Source organism: Acidovorax facilis, from assembly GCF_023913775.1.
Taxonomy (GTDB): Bacteria; Pseudomonadota; Gammaproteobacteria; order Burkholderiales; family Burkholderiaceae_C; genus Acidovorax; species Acidovorax facilis.
In genome coordinates, this window is sequence record NZ_JAMXAX010000121.1 from 1 (window position 1) to 18,339 (window position 18,339).

The 18,339-nt window shown below is 62.7% G+C and carries 22 protein-coding genes; 17 read left to right on the top strand and 5 right to left on the bottom strand.

The genetic code is table 11. From position 1 onward, the window contains the following. Window positions 1–191: 191 nt before the first annotated feature. From NFX52_RS23880 to NFX52_RS23895, 4 genes are all read left to right on the top strand, one after another. Complete coding sequence (locus NFX52_RS23880; RefSeq protein ID WP_055398576.1) at window positions 192–830, top strand: LysE family translocator; 639 nt, start codon at window positions 192–194, stop codon at window positions 828–830. 108 nt (window positions 831–938) lie between these two features. Then, window positions 939–1,559: a nucleotide-binding protein gene (locus NFX52_RS23885; RefSeq protein ID WP_055398577.1), complete on the top strand. Its 621-nt coding sequence runs from the start codon at window positions 939–941 to the stop codon at window positions 1,557–1,559. Window positions 1,560–1,655: 96 nt separating this feature from the next. Beyond that, window positions 1,656–2,120, top strand: a complete 465-nt coding sequence (locus NFX52_RS23890) for a MaoC family dehydratase (protein WP_055398578.1) — start codon at window positions 1,656–1,658, stop codon at window positions 2,118–2,120. 32 nt (window positions 2,121–2,152) lie between these two features. Continuing rightward, entirely contained in the window at window positions 2,153–3,097 is a 945-nt protein-coding gene (locus NFX52_RS23895) for a LysR family transcriptional regulator (RefSeq protein ID WP_055398579.1), read from the top strand. 49 nt (window positions 3,098–3,146) lie between these two features. On the opposite strand, the gene NFX52_RS23900 is transcribed toward NFX52_RS23895, so the two are convergent. Beyond that, entirely contained in the window at window positions 3,147–3,674 is a 528-nt protein-coding gene (locus NFX52_RS23900) for a tRNA (cytidine(34)-2'-O)-methyltransferase (RefSeq protein WP_055398580.1), read from the bottom strand. Between the two features lie 85 nt (window positions 3,675–3,759). Then, window positions 3,760–4,482, bottom strand: coding sequence for a ComF family protein (locus tag NFX52_RS23905; protein ID WP_055398581.1), 723 nt, complete (start codon window positions 4,480–4,482; stop codon window positions 3,760–3,762). Between the two features lie 23 nt (window positions 4,483–4,505). Between NFX52_RS23905 and NFX52_RS23910 the strand changes: the two genes are divergently transcribed. From NFX52_RS23910 to NFX52_RS23945, 8 genes are all read left to right on the top strand, one after another. Continuing rightward, a complete protein-coding gene (locus NFX52_RS23910) occupies window positions 4,506–5,411 on the top strand; it encodes a class I SAM-dependent methyltransferase (protein WP_055398582.1) in 906 nt (301 codons plus the stop codon). Window positions 5,412–5,562: 151 nt separating this feature from the next. After that, on the top strand, window positions 5,563–6,039 hold the full coding sequence (locus NFX52_RS23915; RefSeq protein ID WP_055398583.1) for a DUF2244 domain-containing protein: 477 nt from the start codon (window positions 5,563–5,565) through the stop codon (window positions 6,037–6,039). 59 nt (window positions 6,040–6,098) lie between these two features. Next, window positions 6,099–7,268: a cytochrome c oxidase subunit II gene (coxB, locus tag NFX52_RS23920; RefSeq protein WP_055398584.1), complete on the top strand. Its 1,170-nt coding sequence runs from the start codon at window positions 6,099–6,101 to the stop codon at window positions 7,266–7,268. Between the two features lie 30 nt (window positions 7,269–7,298). Further along, on the top strand, window positions 7,299–8,930 hold the full coding sequence (gene ctaD / locus NFX52_RS23925) for a cytochrome c oxidase subunit I (RefSeq protein ID WP_055398585.1): 1,632 nt from the start codon (window positions 7,299–7,301) through the stop codon (window positions 8,928–8,930). 11 nt (window positions 8,931–8,941) lie between these two features. Beyond that, window positions 8,942–9,052, top strand: a complete 111-nt coding sequence (locus tag NFX52_RS23930) for a cytochrome oxidase small assembly protein (protein WP_212742253.1) — start codon at window positions 8,942–8,944, stop codon at window positions 9,050–9,052. Between the two features lie 13 nt (window positions 9,053–9,065). Continuing rightward, on the top strand, window positions 9,066–9,701 hold the full coding sequence (locus NFX52_RS23935; protein ID WP_055398586.1) for a cytochrome c oxidase assembly protein: 636 nt from the start codon (window positions 9,066–9,068) through the stop codon (window positions 9,699–9,701). Beyond that, a complete protein-coding gene (locus NFX52_RS23940) occupies window positions 9,698–9,922 on the top strand; it encodes a DUF2970 domain-containing protein (RefSeq protein ID WP_055398587.1) in 225 nt (74 codons plus the stop codon). The genes NFX52_RS23935 and NFX52_RS23940 overlap by 4 nt, the downstream gene beginning before the upstream one ends. Window positions 9,923–9,987: 65 nt before the next feature. After that, window positions 9,988–10,869 carry a cytochrome c oxidase subunit 3 gene (locus NFX52_RS23945; RefSeq protein ID WP_055398588.1) on the top strand — a complete coding sequence of 294 codons (882 nt, stop codon included), beginning with the start codon at window positions 9,988–9,990 and terminating at the stop codon, window positions 10,867–10,869. 117 nt (window positions 10,870–10,986) lie between these two features. Here the strand turns inward: NFX52_RS23945 and NFX52_RS23950 are convergent, their stop codons facing one another. Then, window positions 10,987–11,211, bottom strand: a complete 225-nt coding sequence (locus NFX52_RS23950) for a twin transmembrane helix small protein (protein ID WP_055398589.1) — start codon at window positions 11,209–11,211, stop codon at window positions 10,987–10,989. A gap of 15 nt (window positions 11,212–11,226) precedes the next feature. Here NFX52_RS23950 and NFX52_RS23955 point away from each other — a divergent pair, with 15 nt between their 5' ends. The 5 genes from NFX52_RS23955 to NFX52_RS23975 are packed head-to-tail and all read left to right on the top strand — an operon-like array spanning window position 11,227 to window position 15,403. Next, a complete protein-coding gene (locus NFX52_RS23955; protein WP_055398590.1) occupies window positions 11,227–12,012 on the top strand; it encodes an SURF1 family protein in 786 nt (261 codons plus the stop codon). Beyond that, window positions 11,954–12,697 carry a redox-active disulfide-containing membrane protein gene (locus tag NFX52_RS23960; protein WP_055398591.1) on the top strand — a complete coding sequence of 248 codons (744 nt, stop codon included), beginning with the start codon at window positions 11,954–11,956 and terminating at the stop codon, window positions 12,695–12,697. The genes NFX52_RS23955 and NFX52_RS23960 overlap by 59 nt, the downstream gene beginning before the upstream one ends. Further along, window positions 12,697–13,878 carry a COX15/CtaA family protein gene (locus NFX52_RS23965; RefSeq protein WP_055398592.1) on the top strand — a complete coding sequence of 394 codons (1,182 nt, stop codon included), beginning with the start codon at window positions 12,697–12,699 and terminating at the stop codon, window positions 13,876–13,878. The genes NFX52_RS23960 and NFX52_RS23965 overlap by 1 nt, the downstream gene beginning before the upstream one ends. Then, the gene (cyoE, locus tag NFX52_RS23970; protein WP_055398593.1) at window positions 13,875–14,777 is read left to right on the top strand and encodes a heme o synthase; all 903 of its coding nucleotides are present in this window, start codon (window positions 13,875–13,877) and stop codon (window positions 14,775–14,777) included. Before NFX52_RS23965 ends, cyoE begins: the two co-directional genes overlap by 4 nt. 8 nt (window positions 14,778–14,785) lie before the next feature. Beyond that, complete coding sequence (locus NFX52_RS23975; protein ID WP_055398599.1) at window positions 14,786–15,403, top strand: SCO family protein; 618 nt, start codon at window positions 14,786–14,788, stop codon at window positions 15,401–15,403. A gap of 132 nt (window positions 15,404–15,535) precedes the next feature. Here NFX52_RS23975 and NFX52_RS23980 read toward each other — a convergent pair whose 3' ends face one another. Beyond that, window positions 15,536–16,573 (bottom strand): Bug family tripartite tricarboxylate transporter substrate binding protein, encoded by a 1,038-nt coding sequence (locus tag NFX52_RS23980; protein ID WP_055398594.1) that lies wholly within the window; start codon window positions 16,571–16,573, stop codon window positions 15,536–15,538. A 116-nt stretch (window positions 16,574–16,689) separates the two neighbouring features. Then, window positions 16,690–17,631, bottom strand: a complete 942-nt coding sequence (gene rpoH, locus NFX52_RS23985; protein WP_055398595.1) for an RNA polymerase sigma factor RpoH — start codon at window positions 17,629–17,631, stop codon at window positions 16,690–16,692. Between the last annotated feature and the right edge of the window lie 708 nt (window positions 17,632–18,339).

The window sequence follows — 18,339 nt, forward strand, 5'->3', positions numbered from 1 at the left end:
GCGTGTCAGGATTCTGGCATTGCCGTAGCGATGCGGGGGTGCGCGTGGCATGCCATTGAAATGCTTCTATTTTGATAGCTGGTAGCGCTTTATGGTCAAGCGCTAGCAGGCATTTTTATCCAGATCATGGCAGCGACACGGGGGCGTTGTTAAGATGCTCGCCCTTCTTCGCACACGGGCTTTGTTGATTCATGGACTTTCAGACTTGGCTGGCTTTTTTTGCGGCATCGTGCCTGATTGCGGTATCGCCGGGTTCGGGGGCCGTGTTGTCGATGAGCCATGGGCTGTCGTACGGCGTGCGCAAGACGGGCGCCACCATCCTGGGCCTGCAGCTGGGCCTGTTGCTGATTTTGCTGATTGCCGGGGCGGGCGTGGGTTCGCTGCTGCTGGCGTCCGAGGTGGCTTTCAGCGTGGTGAAAGTGCTGGGCGCCTGCTATCTGATCTATGTGGGCTTTGCGCAGTGGCGTGCCGGGGACAAATCGCCGGTGCAGGGCGATGAAGCCGAGTCGGCGGGCACCTGGCAAAAACGCTGCCTCACGGGTTTTTTGACCAACGCCACCAACCCCAAGGGCATCATCTTCATGGTGGCGGTGTTGCCCCAGTTCATGACCGACACGCGCCCACTGTGGACGCAGCTGGTGGTGATGGCAGCCACCACGGTGACGGTGGACGTGGTGGTGATGCACGGCTACGCTGCGGGTGCCAGCGCGCTGCGCCGCCTGATGCGCAGCGCGCGTGCGGTGCGGGCGCAAAACCGTGTGTTTGGCGGCTTGCTGATGGCGGTGGGCGCCGGGCTGTTCTTCGTCAAGCGCGGCGGGCAGCACGCTTGATAGGATGGTTGTGCTTCGATTTTAATAGCTGCTTGCGCTTGCCTATAAAGCGCTAGAGGCTGATTTGGCTTGGTTTTTCATGGATACGCAGATTCCAAGGAGGTTGTCATGCCAGTAGTTGTTGTCGCCAACCCGAAGGGTGGTGTGGGCAAGTCCACACTGTCCACCAACATCGCGGGCTACTACGCCAGCCAGGGGCATCCCGTGATTCTGGGCGACACCGACCGGCAGGAATCCGCCAAGCTCTGGCTGGGTCTGCGCCCGCCTGCCGCGCGCCCCATTGGCGCCTGGGATGGCATCAACTCGGACGTGATCAGCCGCCCGCCCAAGGGCACCACGCACGCGGTGCTCGACACCCCTGCCGGGCTGCACGGCTGGCGGCTGAACGATGTGCTCAAGCTGGCCGACAAGATCATCGTGCCGCTGCAGCCCAGTGTGTTCGACATCTTTGCCACGCGCAGTTTTCTGGACCAGCTGGCCGAGCACCGCCGCGCTGAAGGGGTGCAGATCGGCATTGTGGGCATGCGCGTGGACGCCCGCACCAAGGCCGCCGAGCAGCTGCACCATTTTGTGGACAGCCTGGGCTTCCCGGTGCTGGGCTACCTGCGCGATACGCAGAACTACATCCACCTAGCGGCGCATGGCCTCACGCTGTTTGACGTGGCGCCCGGCCGCGTGGCGCGCGACCTGGAGCAGTGGCAGGGCATCTGTGCATGGCTCAATTCTTGAAGGTCAGCGTGAAGCAGAACGTACAACCAGCCCCTCGGGAAAACACCTGTCACCCGGCAGACAAGGCGCGCCAAGGCGCGGGGCTACATTGCGACGATGAAAATCTTCCGCTCTTATTCCGAAGTCAGCGCCTGCGTGGGCCAGGAGGTCGCCGTGACCGACTGGATCACCATCACGCAGGAACAGGTCAACCTGTTTGCCCAGGCCACGGGCGACCACCAGTGGATCCATGTGGACCCCGAGCGTGCCAAGGCCGGGCCGTTTGGCGCGCCCATTGCGCATGGGTTTCTCACGCTGTCGCTGATCCCGCAGTTTTTCGAGACGGGCCTGACCATCGAGGGTGCGCGCATGGGCGTGAACTACGGGCTCAACAAGGTGCGCTTCACGGCGCCCGTGCCTGTGGGCAGTCGCTTGCGAGCGCGCCTTACGCTGCAGGCTGCCGAGCCCGTGGCGCCCGATGGCATACAGATGACCTGGCTGGTGACCGTGGAGCGCGAGGGCAGCGACAAGCCGGTGTGCGTGGCCGAGTCTTTGGCGCGCAATTTCGGCGCCCCGGCCTGAGCCTGGTCGCCACCGGGCAGGAGGTCTGAACCATGGACCGACTGCAAGCCATGAAAATTTTCGAGCGTGTGGTGGAAGAGGGCGGCTTTGCCGCCGCCGCCCGCGCCATGGATATGTCACCCCCTGTGGTCACCCGCATGGTGGCCGAGCTGGAGCAGCATCTGGGCACGCGGCTGCTGCAGCGCACTACCCGCAAGCTGGCGCTCACTGACGCGGGTGATGCCTATCTGCAGCGCGTACGCACCATCCTGCACGAGATCGACGACGCCGAAGCGGCAGCGGCGGCCAACACGCGCGATCTGCGCGGCACCATCCGCATCGTTGCGGCGCCGGTGCTGGCGACCAACTTTCTGGCGCCCATGGTGGCGCTGTGGCATGCGGAATTCCCCAAGCTGTTGCTTGACATCGACCTGGACGCCTATGCTTCGGCGAGGGTGGATGAATATGATGTGACCATCATGGTGGCGGGCGAGGATTTTGATGCCAACATCGTGGCACGCCCCCTGTTGAAGGGGGAGGCGATTGTTGTTGCATCACCCGACTACCTGGAGCGCAAGGGCATTCCGCGCGAGCCGCAAGACCTGCTGCAACACGACTATCTGCGCGACTCCGGCATGGCCGCGCGAGCGCAGTTGGGGCCAGCGCGCAAGCTGCGCCTGCAATCGCTCAACGGCAGCATGCCCGCGCAAGAGGTCGATGTGCCGGCAGTGCTGCAGTCGGTCAGCACCGAGCTGCTTCTGCGCGCGGCGGTAGACGGCGCGGGGGTGGCCGTCACATCGCGCCTTCTGGCCGAGGAACACCTGGCCCGTGGCGAACTGGTGCACATCCTGCCGGCGTGGATTTTTTCGCGCTACACCATCTATGCCGCGCTGCCGTCCGGCCGCATGCTGCCCGCGCGCACCAAGGTGTTTCTGGACTTTCTCAGCGAGCAGGTGCCCCTGGCCGTGGCGGACCAACGCGGGCAGCAGGCCAAGTAACCCAAGCCCATCGGCCAAGGTGGCGCGCCCACCAACAATCAGCCAGGCATCAACCCAGCTGCGCAAATCCGCTGATGATGGTGCCCTCTGGCTCCACGGCGATTTCGCCGTCGGGCATCGCAAAACTGTTCTGGCGCCAGGCTTCGAACACCGTCACAGCCACGGCGTTGGACAAATTCAGGCTGCGCTGGCCCGCCACCATGGGCAGGCGCAGGCGTTGTGCGGGCGGAAAACTCTCGCGCAGTTCGGGCGGAAGCCCCCGCGTTTCAGCGCCAAACACCATCCAGTCGCCCGGCAGGAAGCAGGTGGAATGCACGGGCTGCGAGCCGTGCGTGGTCATCGCGAACATGCGGGTCGGGTCTGGTTGGGTATCCCGCAGGAAGGCGGTCCAGCCTGCATGCACTTGCACCTGGGCGTATTCGTGATAGTCCAGCCCCGCACGGCGCATCTGGCGGTCTTCCATCGAGAACCCGAGCGGCTCGATAAGGTGCAGAGTGCACCCCGTGTTGGCCGCCAGGCGAATCACATTCCCCGTGTTGGGCGGTATCTCGGGTTCGACGAGGACGATATGGAACATGCCGCCAATTGTCATCGCTGGACGTGTGAGTTGAGCAACCGCTCGTAATCAAAAGTATCCCGCTGGTACTTCGAGGTTGCGGGGCTCAGTCGAGCCCCGTGCGCGCCAGGACGGCGGCGGTGACATGCGTCACGCCTGCCTCGCGCAGCGCCAGGGTGGCCGCCTGCAGCGTGGCACCGGTGGTCATCACGTCATCGATCAGCACCACCCGCTGGCCGCGCAGGGCTGTCGCGCGGCTGGGTTCAACGGCGAAGGCGCCGCGCAGGTTGCGCAGGCGCTGGGCGCGGGGCAGGCTGCTTTGCGCCTCGGTGGCGTGCAGGCGCAGCAGGGCGTGGAGGTCGGTTTTGGGGCCTACCAGGTGCCTTGCCAGCAGGGCCGACTGGTTGAAGCCCCGCACGCGCAGGCGTTCGGTGGACAGCGGCACTGGAAGCACGCGGTCGGCCGCTTCCAGCGCCGGTTCCATCCACGGCGTGCTGCGCATCAGTGTGGCCAGCGCCTTGGCCCAGCCCGGATCACCGCGAAACTTGAACTGCGCCAGCGCATCGGCCCAGGGGTAGGCGTAGTCCACTGCGGCAATGCAGGCATCAAAGCTGGGCGGGGTCTGGATGCAGGCGCCGCAGACCTCTACCCCTGCAGGCACCCGCAGGGCGCAGCGCTGGCAGCGCGTGGCGGGCTGTGCAAACCGCGCCACGCAGGCGTTGCAGATACGCTGCGAGGGCCAGGTGTGGCAGAACGCGCACTGGCTGGGCACTTGGTTGGCCCAGGTATGGAGACGGCGCGAAATCCCTGTCAGGCCCGTAAAAAGCATGAATCAATATACTCGCGCGGCCCATGACGTCCTCCGAGCGCCCCCCCACCATTGATCCCGTTGCTGCGGCCCGCTGGCATGCAGCAGCCCCCGCAGTATCTCCCTGGCTTCATGAAGAAGTCGCCCGCCGCATGGAGGACCGCTTGCAATGGATTCGCCAGGCCCCTGAATCCTGGTGCCATTGGGACGCGGTGCGTGGCGGCCTGCAGGCGCATGCGCTGGTGAGCGCACGCTATCCCAAAGCGCGTTGCCAGATCTACGAAACGGCAGCCCATTGCGAGGACTCTGCCCGGCAGGCGCTGGCCAAGCCGTGGTGGAGCCCTGCGCGCTGGAGCGCAGGCAACCCCCAGCTGGGTATGCCAGCAGATGCGAGTGTGCAGATGCTGTGGGCCAACATGGCGCTGCACACGGCAGCCGACCCGCAGGCGCTGATCGCGCAATGGCACCGTGCCCTTGCGGTGGATGGCTACCTGATGTTCTCGTGCCTGGGGCCCGATACCCTGCGAGAACTGCATGCGGTGTATGCCGAGCTGGGCTGGCCCCCGGCCGGGCATGCCTTCACTGATATGCACGATTGGGGTGACATGCTGGTGCATGCCGGTTTCGCCGAACCGGTGATGGACATGGAGCGCATCACGCTCACGTTTGCCACGCCCGAGCGGCTGGTTCAAGAGCTGCGCGAGCTGGGTTGCAATCTGCACCCTGATCGCTTTCCCTCATTGCGCGGTCGGCGCTGGCGCGAGAAGCTCTACCAAGTGCTGTCCGACCGGTTGGCAGATCCGCAACAAGGTGGTCAGTTGGCACTGACTTTCGAAATCATTTATGGCCATGCGTTCAAGCCCGCGCCTCGGGTGCGCGTCAGTTCCAGCAGCGCTGTGTCGCTGCAGGACATGCGCACCCTGTTGCGCCAGGGCGGCAAAGAGAACTAGCCTGTAACGGCGTGTCAATGATATGGAACAAGGTACGCTACAATTCCGGGTTATTGAGATTTCGGGCATCTTCCCGCGCAACTTTGCGGGCTGCGCCTGTCTTGCCTTGGGCATGACAGGCACCCAGCAGGCAGTCTTGTGAGCACTTCTGGTGACGGGCTTGGTTTTTCGTTTTGCCACGGTGTCGGGTCAACGCATTGACTGGCGTCTCGTTCGCAACTGTTCGGTCACGCCGGTGCAGTTGGGCTGGATGTATCTGTCCTTGTGTGTGGTGTCCCTGGGTATCGCAACGTGCTTCTGGATACTCGGTGCCCGCCTGGTCATGCCCTTTGCGTGGCTGGAGATGGTGGCTGTAGGAATTGCATTCGCCATGTACGGTCGCCATGCGGCGGATGGCGAGAGGATTTCGCTGCAAGGTTCGCGCCTTGTGGTGGAACTGGAGACAGCAGGCAAGCTGGAGCGCGCCGAGTTTGACCGGAGTTGGGTTCGCGTAGAGCCCAAGTCTGGAGACCGTTCGCTGATCATGCTGTCTGCGCAGGGCCGTACGGTCGCAGTGGGGCGCTTCATGCGCCCCGAACTTCGACCGGCTCTGGCATCGGAGATCCGCATGGCCTTGCGCGCAGCCTGACCCCACGCAGGCGCGCGAAAGGGATTGGTTAAATTGAGGCTTAGAAGTAAGTGAGAACTATGAAGAGCATTTCCAACAAGCTGGCTTCTCTGCTGCTGATTGCCGGTGCATGGGTGGGCTCCGCAGCCCATGCCGTTCAGGACCTGCCTGGCGGCCCTGCAGTCAACCAGCTGAACCTGCATCCCCCGGTCACCAAGATCGCAGAAGAGCAACATTTTCTGCACTGGATGATGCTGATCATCTGCACGGTGATCTTTGTTGCAGTGTTCTCCGTGATGTTCTACTCGATTTGGAAACACCGCCGTTCCAAGGGCGCCAAGTCGGCCAATTTCCATGAATCCGTGACGGTGGAAGTGGTCTGGACCATTGTTCCGTTCATCATCGTGATCCTGATGGCCCTGCCTGCCACCAAGGTGCTGGTGGCCCAGAAGGACACCACCAACGCCGACCTCACCATCAAGACCACGGGCTACCAGTGGAAGTGGGGTTATGACTACATCACCGGCGAAGGCGAGGGCCTGGCCTTCATCTCCACGCTGGACAGCAGCCACCGCGTGATGTCCGACAGCGGCAATGTCAAGGATGCGCCGACTGACTACCTGCTCAAGGTGGACAACCCGATGGTGGTGCCGGTGGGCAAGAAGATCCGCATCATTACGACGGCTAACGACGTGATCCACGCCTTCATGGTGCCCGCCTTCGGCATCAAGCAGGATGCGATCCCCGGTTTTGTGCGCGACACCTGGTTCCGCGCCGAGAAGATTGGCGACTACTACGGCCAGTGCGCCGAGCTGTGCGGCAAGGAGCACGCTTACATGCCCATCCATGTGAAGGTCGTGTCTGCTGAGGACTACACCGCCTGGGTGGCTGATCAGAAGAAGAAGGCTGCTGCCAAGCTGGACGACCCCACCAAGGTCTGGGCGCTGGACGACATCATGAAGCGTGGCGAGAAAGTGTATGCAGCCAACTGTGCGGCCTGCCACCAGGCCAACGGCAAGGGCGCTGGCCCCATCAAGCCATTGGACGGTTCGGCCATCGTGCTGGACGCGGACCATGTCAAGCAGATCCAGGTTCTGCTCAAGGGCGCAGCCAATGGTGCCATGCCTGCATGGGCGCAACTGAGCGATACCGATATCGCAGCCGTTGCCACCTACACCAAGAATTCGTGGTCCAACAAGACCGGCCAGCTGGTGCAGCCTGCTGAAATCGTGGCCCAGCGCGGCAAGTAATCAGCGCCCTAACGTATTGAGGAATCCAAGATGAGTGCAGTTCTCGACAACCACGGGCATGCGGGCGACCACGCACACGACGACCATGGGCACCATGGTCCCACCGGCTGGCGCCGCTGGGTGTATGCCACCAACCACAAGGACATCGGTACCCTGTACCTGCTGTTTGCCTTCGCCATGCTTATGGTGGGCGGCGTCCTGGCGCTGCTGATTCGCGCCGAGCTGTTCCAGCCCGGCCTGCAGCTGGTGAACCCCGAGCTGTTCAACCAGCTCACCACCATGCACGGTCTGATCATGGTGTTCGGCGCCATCATGCCGGCCTTCGTGGGCTTTGCGAACTGGATGATCCCGCTGCAGATCGGCGCATCCGACATGGCTTTTGCCCGCATGAACAACTTCAGCTTCTGGCTGATGATCCCTGCGGCCATCATGCTGGTGGCATCGTTCTTCATGCCCGGCGGCGCTCCTGCTGCGGGCTGGACGCTGTATGCGCCGCTGACGCTGCAGATGGGCCCCTCCATGGATGCCGGCATCTTCGCGATGCACATCCTGGGTGCCTCGTCCATCATGGGCTCGATCAACATCATCGTGACCATCCTGAACATGCGCGCACCCGGCATGACGCTGATGAAGATGCCCATGTTCGCCTGGACCTGGCTCATCACCGCCTACCTGCTGATCGCTGTGATGCCCGTGCTGGCTGGCGCCATCACCATGACGCTGACGGACCGCCACTTCGGCACCAGCTTCTTCAACCCCGCTGGCGGCGGTGACCCGGTGATGTACCAGCACATCTTCTGGTTCTTCGGCCACCCCGAGGTGTACATCATGATCTTGCCGGCCTTCGGCATCATCAGCCAGATCGTGCCTGCGTTTGCCCGCAAGAAGCTGTTCGGCTACGCCTCCATGGTGTACGCCACGTCGTCCATCGCCATCCTGTCGTTCATCGTGTGGGCCCACCACATGTTCACGACGGGCATGCCCGTGACGGGCCAGCTGTTCTTCATGTACGCCACCATGCTGATCTCTGTGCCCACGGCCGTGAAGATCTTCAACTGGATCGCCACCATGTGGCGCGGCTCCATGACCTTTGAGACCCCCATGCTGTTTGCGGTGGGCTTCATCTTCGTGTTCACCATGGGTGGTTTCACCGGCCTGATTCTGGCCATGGCCCCTATCGATATCCAGCTGCAAGACACGTACTACGTGGTGGCCCACTTCCACTATGTGCTGGTGGCTGGCTCGCTGTTCTCCATGTTTGCTGGCGTGTACTACTGGCTGCCCAAGTGGACGGGTGTGATGTACTCTGAAACGCGCGGCCAGATCCACTTCTGGGGCTCGTTGATCACGTTCAACATCACCTTCTTCCCCATGCACTTCCTGGGTCTGGCCGGTATGCCCCGTCGCTACGCCGACTACCCCATGCAATTCGCTGACTTCAACGCGATTGCCTCGGTCGGCGCGCTGGGCTTCGGTCTGATGCAGGTCTACTTCTTCCTGGCGGTGATTGTTCCGGCCATGCGTGGCAAGGGCGAAAAGGCAGCTGCGAAGCCTTGGGACGGTGCTGAAGGTCTGGAATGGGAAGTTCCCTCTCCAGCGCCTTTCCACACTTTTGAGAATCCACCCAAGCTGGATGCCACGGCCACCCGTGTGATCGGCTGAGGATCACGACCATGACACCCGAGCAGAAAAAGAGCAACCTGCGGATGGCGCTGATCCTGGCGTCGATTGCGGTGGTGTTCTTCGTCGGGTTCATGGCCAAGGTGTTCTTCCTTTCCCGTTGAGTCCACACCTGCCATGAGCCTGCACCGCGAAAACGCCAAGATGGTCGGCAAGCTGGTCGTGATCGCGGCTGGCATGTTCGCCTTCGGCTATGTGCTGATTCCCATCTACAAGCACATCTGCGAGATGACGGGCATCAACATCCTGTCGCTCTCCGAGCGTCAGGTGCCTGGTAACGGCGTGGCGGGCAAGGATGTCAAGGTTCCTGCCAACACGCAGGTGGATAGGACCCGCACGATCACGGTGGAGTTTGATGCCAACGCGCGGGGTCCCTGGGATTTCAAACCTGCTCAGCGATCGGTGCAGGTCCACCCGGGTGAGCTGACCACGGTGATGTACCAGTTTCAGAACATCCAGAACCGCCGCATGGCTGCGCAGGCCATTCCCAGCTACGCGCCCCGCCAGGCTGCTGCGCACTTCAACAAGCTGGAGTGCTTCTGCTTTAACCAGTACACGCTGGAGCCCGGCGAGAAAAAGGAATGGCCGGTGGCGTTTGTGATTGACCCCCGTATTTCGAAGGACGTGACGACCATTACGTTGTCCTACACGTTCTTTGAAGTGGGTGGCAAGACACCCGCAGCACCGCAGTCCACAGCAGCCGTGGATGTATCCCTTCCGGCCATTTCCTCATTGGAAGGAGCTGGCTCATGAATACCCCACTGGAGCAGCCCGTGGTGAAGCCGCATGCGCGCAAGGGCTCGTTGCTGCGCACCGTGCGCGCCGTGGCCTGGTCGCTGATCGGCCTGCGCAAGGGCAGCGAATACCAGCAGGATGTCGAAAAACTCAACCCACTGCACATCATCGTGGTGGGATTGATCGCGGTCTTTCTGCTGGTCATCGGCCTGATCGGGCTGGTGAACTGGATCGTGTGAGTGAGTGTGTGTTGGTTGGTACGAACAAATACTGAAAACAAAGATTTTGAGAGTCAGGAGCTGAAATGAGTGCATCAACCCACGGCGGAACCCCGTACTACTATGTGCCTGCCGAGTCGCGTCACCCTGTGATGGCGGCTGCAGGCCTGTTCTTCGTCATTCTGGGCGCAGGGCAGTGGATCAACGGCCACGACTGGGGCAAGTATTCCCTGGCGCTGGGCCTGGTGTGGTGGCTGTTCACGCTGTACCAATGGTTCGGCGATGCGGTGCGTGAGAGTGAAGGTGGCCTGTATGGCCACAAGATCGACCTGTCGTACCGTTGGAGCATGAGCTGGTTCATCTTCTCGGAGGTGATGTTTTTCGGCGCGTTCTTCACGGCCCTGTGGTGGGCGCGTTCGCACTCTGTACCTGCCCTGGGAAGCCTGGACAATGCACTGCTGTGGCCTGATTTCAAGGCGGTCTGGCCCAGTCTGGCTGCTGGCGTGACCGGTTCGCCGGCTGGCATCGTCGAGCCCTTCCAGACGGTGGGTCCCTTCTGGCTGCCCACCATCAATACGGCTCTGCTGCTGACCTCGGGTGTGACACTCACCATTGCCCACCACGCCTTGCGCGAGAACCAGCGTGGCAAGACGATTGGTTTCATGTGGGCAACCGTGCTGCTGGGTTTTGTCTTCCTGCTGGTGCAAGGCTATGAGTACTACCACCTCTACACCGACCTGAACCTCAAGCTCAACTCGGGCGTGTTCGGTTCGACGTTCTTCATGCTGACCGGCTTCCACGGTTTCCACGTGTTCCTGGGCATGCTGATGCTGCTGGTGATCACGCTGCGATTGCAAAAGGGCCACTTCACCGCCGACAAGCACTTCGGCTTTGAGGGCGCTGCCTGGTACTGGCACTTTGTGGACGTGGTGTGGCTGGGTCTGTACGTGCTGGTCTACTGGATGTAAACCGCGCCTGCCATGTAAAAAAAGCGCCTCGCGGCGCTTTTTTTGTTGGCAAGCAAGCTGTCAGCGCAGACCCTGGTCCATCGCTGGCGGCGTGCTGCTCGCCACGGTTGGAGGGGGTTAGCGGGCGGTTGCCGGCAGGCCAGTAGGCTGAATGTAGCCCAGCTGCCAGGCGACCAGGATACACAGGAACAGCACGATGGAGATCCCCACCCGCACGGCCAGCGCCTTGGCCATGTGGTTGCCCTTGGACTTGTCATCGCGTCCATTGCGCATCATGAAGAACAGGGCGGATGCCAGGCTGGCCAGAATGGCGATGAACGCCAGCACTACGAGGTATTTCATGGAGCACATTATCCCGTGACCACTTTCCGCCGTCCCGCAGGCCTGCGTTTCTGGTTGATCACACTCGCCGCAGTGGCGGGCATGCTGGTCACGGCATCGCTGGGCCGCTGGCAGCTGTCGCGCGCAGCCGAAAAAGAGGCGCTTCAGGCCGCGCTGGACGAACGGGGGCGCATGCCTGCCATTGACGGCCGCGCCTTGCTTGCTGCTGCGGTGGCAGATCCATCCTCGAAGGACGCCTCTTCGTTGGTGCACCGTGCCGTGGTTCTGGAGGGGCGGTGGCTGTCGGAGCACACGGTGTACCTCGACAACCGCCAGATGCACGGGCGCCCGGGCTTTTTTGTGGTGACGCCCTTGCAGCTGGCAGGGCAAAGTGGCGCGGCGGTGCTGGTGCAGCGTGGCTGGGCGCAGCGCAATTTCCAGGACCGTACGCGGCTGCCACAGGTGCAGACGCCACAGGATGTGACGGTGCGGGTGCAGGGCCGTGTGGCGCCCGCGCCTTCACGTTTGTATGAGTTCCAGGGCGCCGACAGTGCTCAGGGGTCTTCTCGCATCCGGCAAAATCTCGACCTGGCAGCGTTTCGCACCGAAACCGGTCTGGCGCTTGCCCACCTCACGGTGCTGCAGACGGGCGAAGCAGGCGAGGGGCTTCGACGCGACTGGCCCGTGGTCGGCGCAGGCGTCGACAAACACTACGGTTACGCATTTCAATGGTTCGGGCTCTGCGGCCTGATTGCACTTCTCTATGTCTGGTTCCAAATCGTCCGACGGTTCATTCGCCCGCGCAGCCACCCTGCCGCCTGAAGCCCAGGGGGACCATCCCCTGGGGCTCACCGTGCACACGCTGCCCGAAGCGGCGGGCGCCGTGGCCCTGACGCAGCGCACGCGCCATGGGCGTTTGAAGATGCTGGGCGTGCTGCTCATCTGCGCGGCGCCGGTCATCGCCTCGTATTTCACGTACTACGTCATCCGCCCCGAAGGCCGGCGCAACTATGGCGAGTTGATCAACCCGCAGCGCACCCTGCCGGACCTGAGCGCCACGGCACTCGATGGCAAGGCAGTTCCCCTGGCTTCGCTGAAGGGGCAATGGCTTCTGGTCAGCGTTGCGGGCGGGGCCTGTGATGCCGCCTGCCAGAAGCACCTGTACCTGCAGCGGCAACTGCGCGAAAGTGTGGGCAAGGAGAAAGACCGCGTGGACTGGGTCTGGCTGGTGAACGACGCTACCAGCGTGCCACCGGAGCTCACGCCCGCATTGCAGAAAGCGACGGTGCTGCGCATGGATGCCGCTGCACTCAATGCGTGGCTAGCGCCCGCCGAGGGGCACCAGATCGCGGACCACTTGTATGTGGTGGACCCCATGGGCAACTGGATGATGCGTTTTCCGGCAGCCATGGACGCGGCAGGCGCGGCCAAGGCCAAGCGGGATCTTGAACGCCTGTTGCGTGCATCCTCGTCATGGGATGAGGCCGGGCGTCCCGGGAAGCCGTGATGGACACCCCACAGCCGCTCTACGATCTGGCGCCCATCGCCCGGCTGATGCTGCTGGGCGTGCTGATTGCGCTCGGGCCGCTCGCCTGGGTGGGCTGGCGCAACCGCAACAGCTCCCCCATGCGGCGCCTGCAGGCACTCACGGTGCTCACCCTGTTCCTGACGTTTGATCTGGTGCTTTTTGGCGCCTTCACCCGCCTGACCGACTCGGGCCTGGGCTGCCCCGACTGGCCTGGGTGCTACGGCAGCGCCAGCCCCGTGGGGGCGCGCACCGAGATCGCGGCGGCCCAGGAGGCCATGCCCACGGGCCCTGTGACCCATGGCAAGGCCTGGGTTGAAATGATCCACCGTTACCTGGCCACGGGCGTAGGCGTGCTCATCATCGTGCTCACGGTGTCGGCGTGGGTTCAGCACCGCAAGGCAGTGCGCGTGGGGGGCGAGCGTCCCCCCATCAGCCCGTGGTGGCCCACCTTCACGCTGTTCTGGGTGTGTTTGCAGGGGGCTTTCGGGGCGCTGACGGTGACGATGAAACTCTTTCCGGCCATCGTCACGCTGCACCTCATCGGCGGGCTGGTGCTGCTGGCGCTGCTGTGTGTGCAGGCAGTGCGCCACACCCAGAGCGCCCAGGGCAAGCTGCCTGTGCGTGTCTCCACCGGGTTGCGCTGGGGCCTGGTGATCACCGGCGTGCTCGTGGCGGTGCAGGTGGTGCTGGGTGGCTGGGTCAGCACCAACTACGCGGTGCTGGCTTGCACCACCTTTCCTACCTGTCAGGGGAGCTGGTGGCCAGCCATGGACTTTGGCCAGGGTTTTCAGGTCTGGCGCGCGCTGGGTATGCTGCAGGACGGCAGCCACATCAGTTTTGCCGGGCTCACAGCCATCCACTATGTACACCGGCTCATGGCTTATGTGGTCCTCTTGGCCCTGGGCATCGTTTGCTGGCGCCTTCGCCAGGCGGGCGTGCTCCGGGTTCAGTCCCGCTGGCTGACCGCGCTGGCGCTGCTGCAACTGGCCACCGGCCTCTCCAACGTGGTGCTGGACTGGCCGCTGCTGGCAGCAGTGCTGCATACCGGTGGCGCTGCGGCGCTGGTGGTGGTGTTGACCTGGGCCTTGGTGTCCAGCCGCGCGGCGTCCGCGCCGCAAGAGTTTTCCGCGCCTTCGGGTGCATCGAGAGTTTCCGCATGAGTGTTGCTGCCCCCGCCGCTGTTTCTACGCCGTCGCGCATTGCGCAGTTCTATGCGCTGACCAAGCCGCGCGTGGTCCAGCTCATTGTGTTTTGTGCCCTCATTGGCATGGTGCTGGCTGTGCCTGGGCTTCCGTCGGCCTCGCAACTTGGGCTGATGGCCTTGGCCTGTGCCGGGGTGTGGCTGGTGGCGGGCGCTGCCGCCGCCTTCAACTGCATCGTGGAGCAGGGCATCGACGCCAAGATGAAGCGCACCGCCTGGCGTCCCACGGCCAAGGGCCAGCTGTCCAACGCCCAGACGCTGCTGTTTTCTGCCGTGTTGTGTGGTGCGGGGTCCGCACTGTTGTACTTCTGGGTGAACCCTCTCACGATGTGGCTCACGTTCGCCACATTTGTGGGCTATGCGGTCATCTACACAGTGATTCTCAAGCCCCTCACGCCGCAGAACATTGTGATTGGTGGTGCGTCAGGCGCCATGCCGCCCGTGCTCGGTTGGGCGGCCATGACCAACGATGTCGGACCGGAAGCGCTCATCCTGTTCCTCATCATCTTTCTGTGGACGCCTCCTCACTTCTGGGCGCTGGCCCTGTACCGGGTGGAGGACTACCGCAAGTCTGGCCTGCCCATGCTGCCGGTGACGCACGGCAATGAATTCACCCGGCTGCAGGTCTTCCTGTACACCCTGATCCTGTTTGCCGGATGCTTGATGCCGTTTGTCTATGGCATGAGTTCATGGATCTACCTGGCCGCTGCGGTGGTGCTCAGCGCAGGCTTCTGCGGCTACGGTTTTGCCCTGTGGCGCAACTATTCGGACGCGCTCGCGCGCAAGACCTTCCGCTTTTCCCTCATCCACCTGAGCGCCCTGTTTGCCGCCCTCCTGGTGGACCACTACGTGCTGTGAAGACCGCCATGACCATGCTGAAAAGAAGTGCTCTTAAAAAGATAGCTGTTAGCGCTTTGTCTATAAGCGCTGCGGGCATTTTTAGTGCCTGTTCCGAGAAAAAGGCAGAGTTTCGTGGCGTGGACATCACCGGTGCGGACTATGCCCGTGACATCCCGCTGACCGACCACAACGGCCAGGCGCGACACCTCAAGGACTTTGCGGGCAAGGTGGTGGTGGTGTTCTTCGGCTTCACGCAGTGCCCGGACGTGTGCCCTACCTCCATGCAAGAGCTGGCCGAGGTGAAGAAGATGCTGGGCAAGGAAGGCGACCGCCTGCAGGGCATCTTCGTCACGGTAGACCCCGAACGCGATACGCCGGAAGTGCTCAAGGCCTACATGGCCAATTTCGATCCCAGTTTTCTGGCCCTGTATGGCACGCCAGAGCAACTGGCTGCGGTCGCCAAGGACTTCAAGATCTACTACAAGAAGGTCGATGGCAAAACGCCCACCAGCTACACCATGGACCACTCGGCGGGCAGCTATGTGTATGACCCCGCCGGCCGCCTGCGCGTGTACAACCGCTACGGCAGCGGCGCCCAGGCCCTGGCCGCCGACGTCAAAACCCTGCTCGCCGAAGCGGGCTGAGAATTCTGCCGGCCCGCCAGCCCGCCTGCTGGTGTGACAGCATCCGCAACAAAAACCCGGGCAGGCGCATCGGCCAGACCCGGGTTGATGTTTGCTAGCAGCAAAGGCGTGCGGCGTTTCCGTCGCGCAGATTTATTCCGCCTTGATGCCGCGCATCGCGATCACGCCGCCCAGCAAGTTGGTGTCGGCCTTCACGCGGTTGGCCAGCCCCTCGGGCGATGAGCCCACCGTCTGCCAGCCCTGCTGGAACAGCTTGCCGCGCACCTCTTCGCTGCGCGCGATTTCGCTGATCAGCGCCGCCAGCTTGGCCTGGATCGGCTTGGGCAGGGTCGAAGGCGCCGCAAAGGCGTTCCAGATTTCCAGGTTGAAGTTGCTGATGCCGGCCTCGGCCAGGCTGGGTACATCGGGCGCCAGCGGGCTGCGCCCGGAAGAGGTCACGCCAATCGCGCGCAGCTTGCCCGCACGCACCTGGGCCTGCGCCAGGGCCGGGGGCAGCAAGGCCATCTGCAACTGCCCGCCCAGCATGGCGGTGGCCACCTGCGGGTAGCCCGGGTAGGGCACATGCACCGGGTTGATGTTGCTGCGCGACTTGAGCAGCTCGGTGCCAATGTGGCCCACCGTGCCCACGCCGGGCGTGCCATAGCTCCACTTGTCGCCGCCATTGCGGGCTGCCACAAAGAAGTCGCGGGCGCTGCTGTTGGCGGGCACCCCGGGTTGGCTCACGGGCGCTGTCAGGATCAGGGGCGATGTGCCGATGAGGCTCAGCGGTGCCAGGTCCTTGAGCGGGTCGTAGGGTACGGCCGGGTTCAGCAGCTTGGCAATGGTCATGTTGCCGTTGATCATCAGGCCGATGGTGTGGTCATCACGCGCTTTGGCCACGGCATCAGCCGCAATATTGCCGCCTGCGCCCACCTTGTTTTCCACGATCACCGGTTGGCCCAGGGCCTTGGACAGCGGCTCGCTGAACGTGCGCGCCGTGAGGTCGGGCGAAGACCCGGCCGGAAAGCCCACGATGATCTTGAGCGGCTTGGTGGGCCATGCCAGGGGCGCGGCGGCTGCTGCGGCACCGGGCTTGGCGGCGTTCTGGGCGAGAGCCCAGGGGGAGGCGGCTGCCAGCGCAATCAGCAGCGTAGACGCACGGCGAGAAACAACAGGACGTGACGACAACATGGGAACGGGTCTCCTCAACAAGAACATTCAGGGGCCAAAACGACACGGGGCCCCAGAACTGGGGCCCCGTGAGGCAACTTCTGCAGCCGGGGATATTAACCCCGCCGCCCTCAGGCTCAGGCGTACTCCGCCAGCGCCTTCTTCATCTTCTTCATTGCAGCCACTTCAATCTGCCGGATGCGCTCGGCGCTCACGCCATACACAGCTGCCAGCTCGTGCAACGTCATGCCGCCCGTGCCGTCATCGTTGACCTTGAGCCAGCGCTCTTCCACGATGCGGCGGCTGCGGTCGTCCAGGCTGCCCAGCGCCGTGGCAATGCCATCGGTGGCCAGGGCATCGCGCTGGCGCGACTCGATCATGGCCGTAGGTTCGTGCGAGGCGTCGGCCAGATAGGCAATCGGCCCAAAAGCCTGTTCGCCATCGTCGGAGGGTGCGGGGTCCAGCAGCACATCACCGCCCGACATGCGGGTTTCCATCTCGATGACTTCCTCGCGCTTGACGTTGAGCTGCGCAGCAACCGTGTCGATTTCTTGGTCCGACAGCGTATCGCGGTGTGTGGCCGCATCGGCGGCAGACGCATCGGCCTTGAACCCCTGCTTCATGGAACGCAGGTTGAAGAACAGCTTGCGCTGCGCCTTGGTGGTGGCAACCTTCACCATGCGCCAGTTTTTCAGGATGTACTCGTGGATCTCGGCCTTGATCCAGTGCATCGCATAGCTCACCAGACGCACGCCCTGGTCGGGGTCAAAGCGCTTGACGGCTTTCATCAGGCCCACATTGCCTTCCTGGATAAGGTCGCCATGGGGCAGGCCATAGCCCAGGTACTGGCGCGCAATCGAAACCACCAGACGCAGGTGCGACATCACCAGCCGACCGGCGGCGTCCAGATCGTTGTTGTCCTTGAGCTGCCGCGCGTAGGTCTGCTCTTCTTCGTGCGTGAGCAGCGGCAGGCGATTGACGGCGGAGATGTACGCATCCAGGTTGCCCAGCGGGGGCACCAGCGCCCACGGGTTGGCGGGCGCCAAAGTCGTCGTAGCGGTTCCAGATTGAATGTTCATTCCGGGAATCCTTTCCTCTAAGCCATGATATTAGCACTCCATAGGACAGAGTGCTAAGCCAGGAGTTCCCCGCCGGTTGTAGGCGATGCCGCCTGCCTGTCGCCTGACTGTTGTCGATTCCACTCGAGTTTTGTATTTTTCTCATTGAGGTTTGTATTTATAGGGTGCGAAAAAATAGCGTAACCATTTGATTTGTAATGGGAATTTTGTTCCTGATGCCGTTTCGTCAATCTTCTGTGCCTGCTTTTTGAGCGGATTTCAGGAATCTGGCCCCACCACTTTGAGCATCGGATCGTGCGTTGGTTGAGTCGCAATGCGGCTTAGCCAGCAGTTGAAAGCATATTGTTTGTGAGTGTTTGCTAACTTTTTCTACTGGGTCAGGAGGAAGAAGTTGGTGAGAAATTCGCCCCTATCGATGTGGGCCTAAGAACTGGGAGCGGCCGCGCCCCTCCCCCTTTCCTAAGGGTTGCCGGTTCTTGCGGAAAAGGAGTGCCAGTGCATGCAAGTGGACGAGTCGCGAACGGGCAGGTTTAGGCTGGTTGCTGTCGCTCAAAAAGCAGTCGTTGAACGACTGCTGCGATGTAAGCGGCCAGCCATGGCATCTTGAAACAATGGCGTACTCGTAGGAGCCTCGTGTCCACCTCAACTCTAGGTGGACACGTGAACACTACTCCTGAACAAAGCGGCGAAGGTCGTCGGCGCCGACGC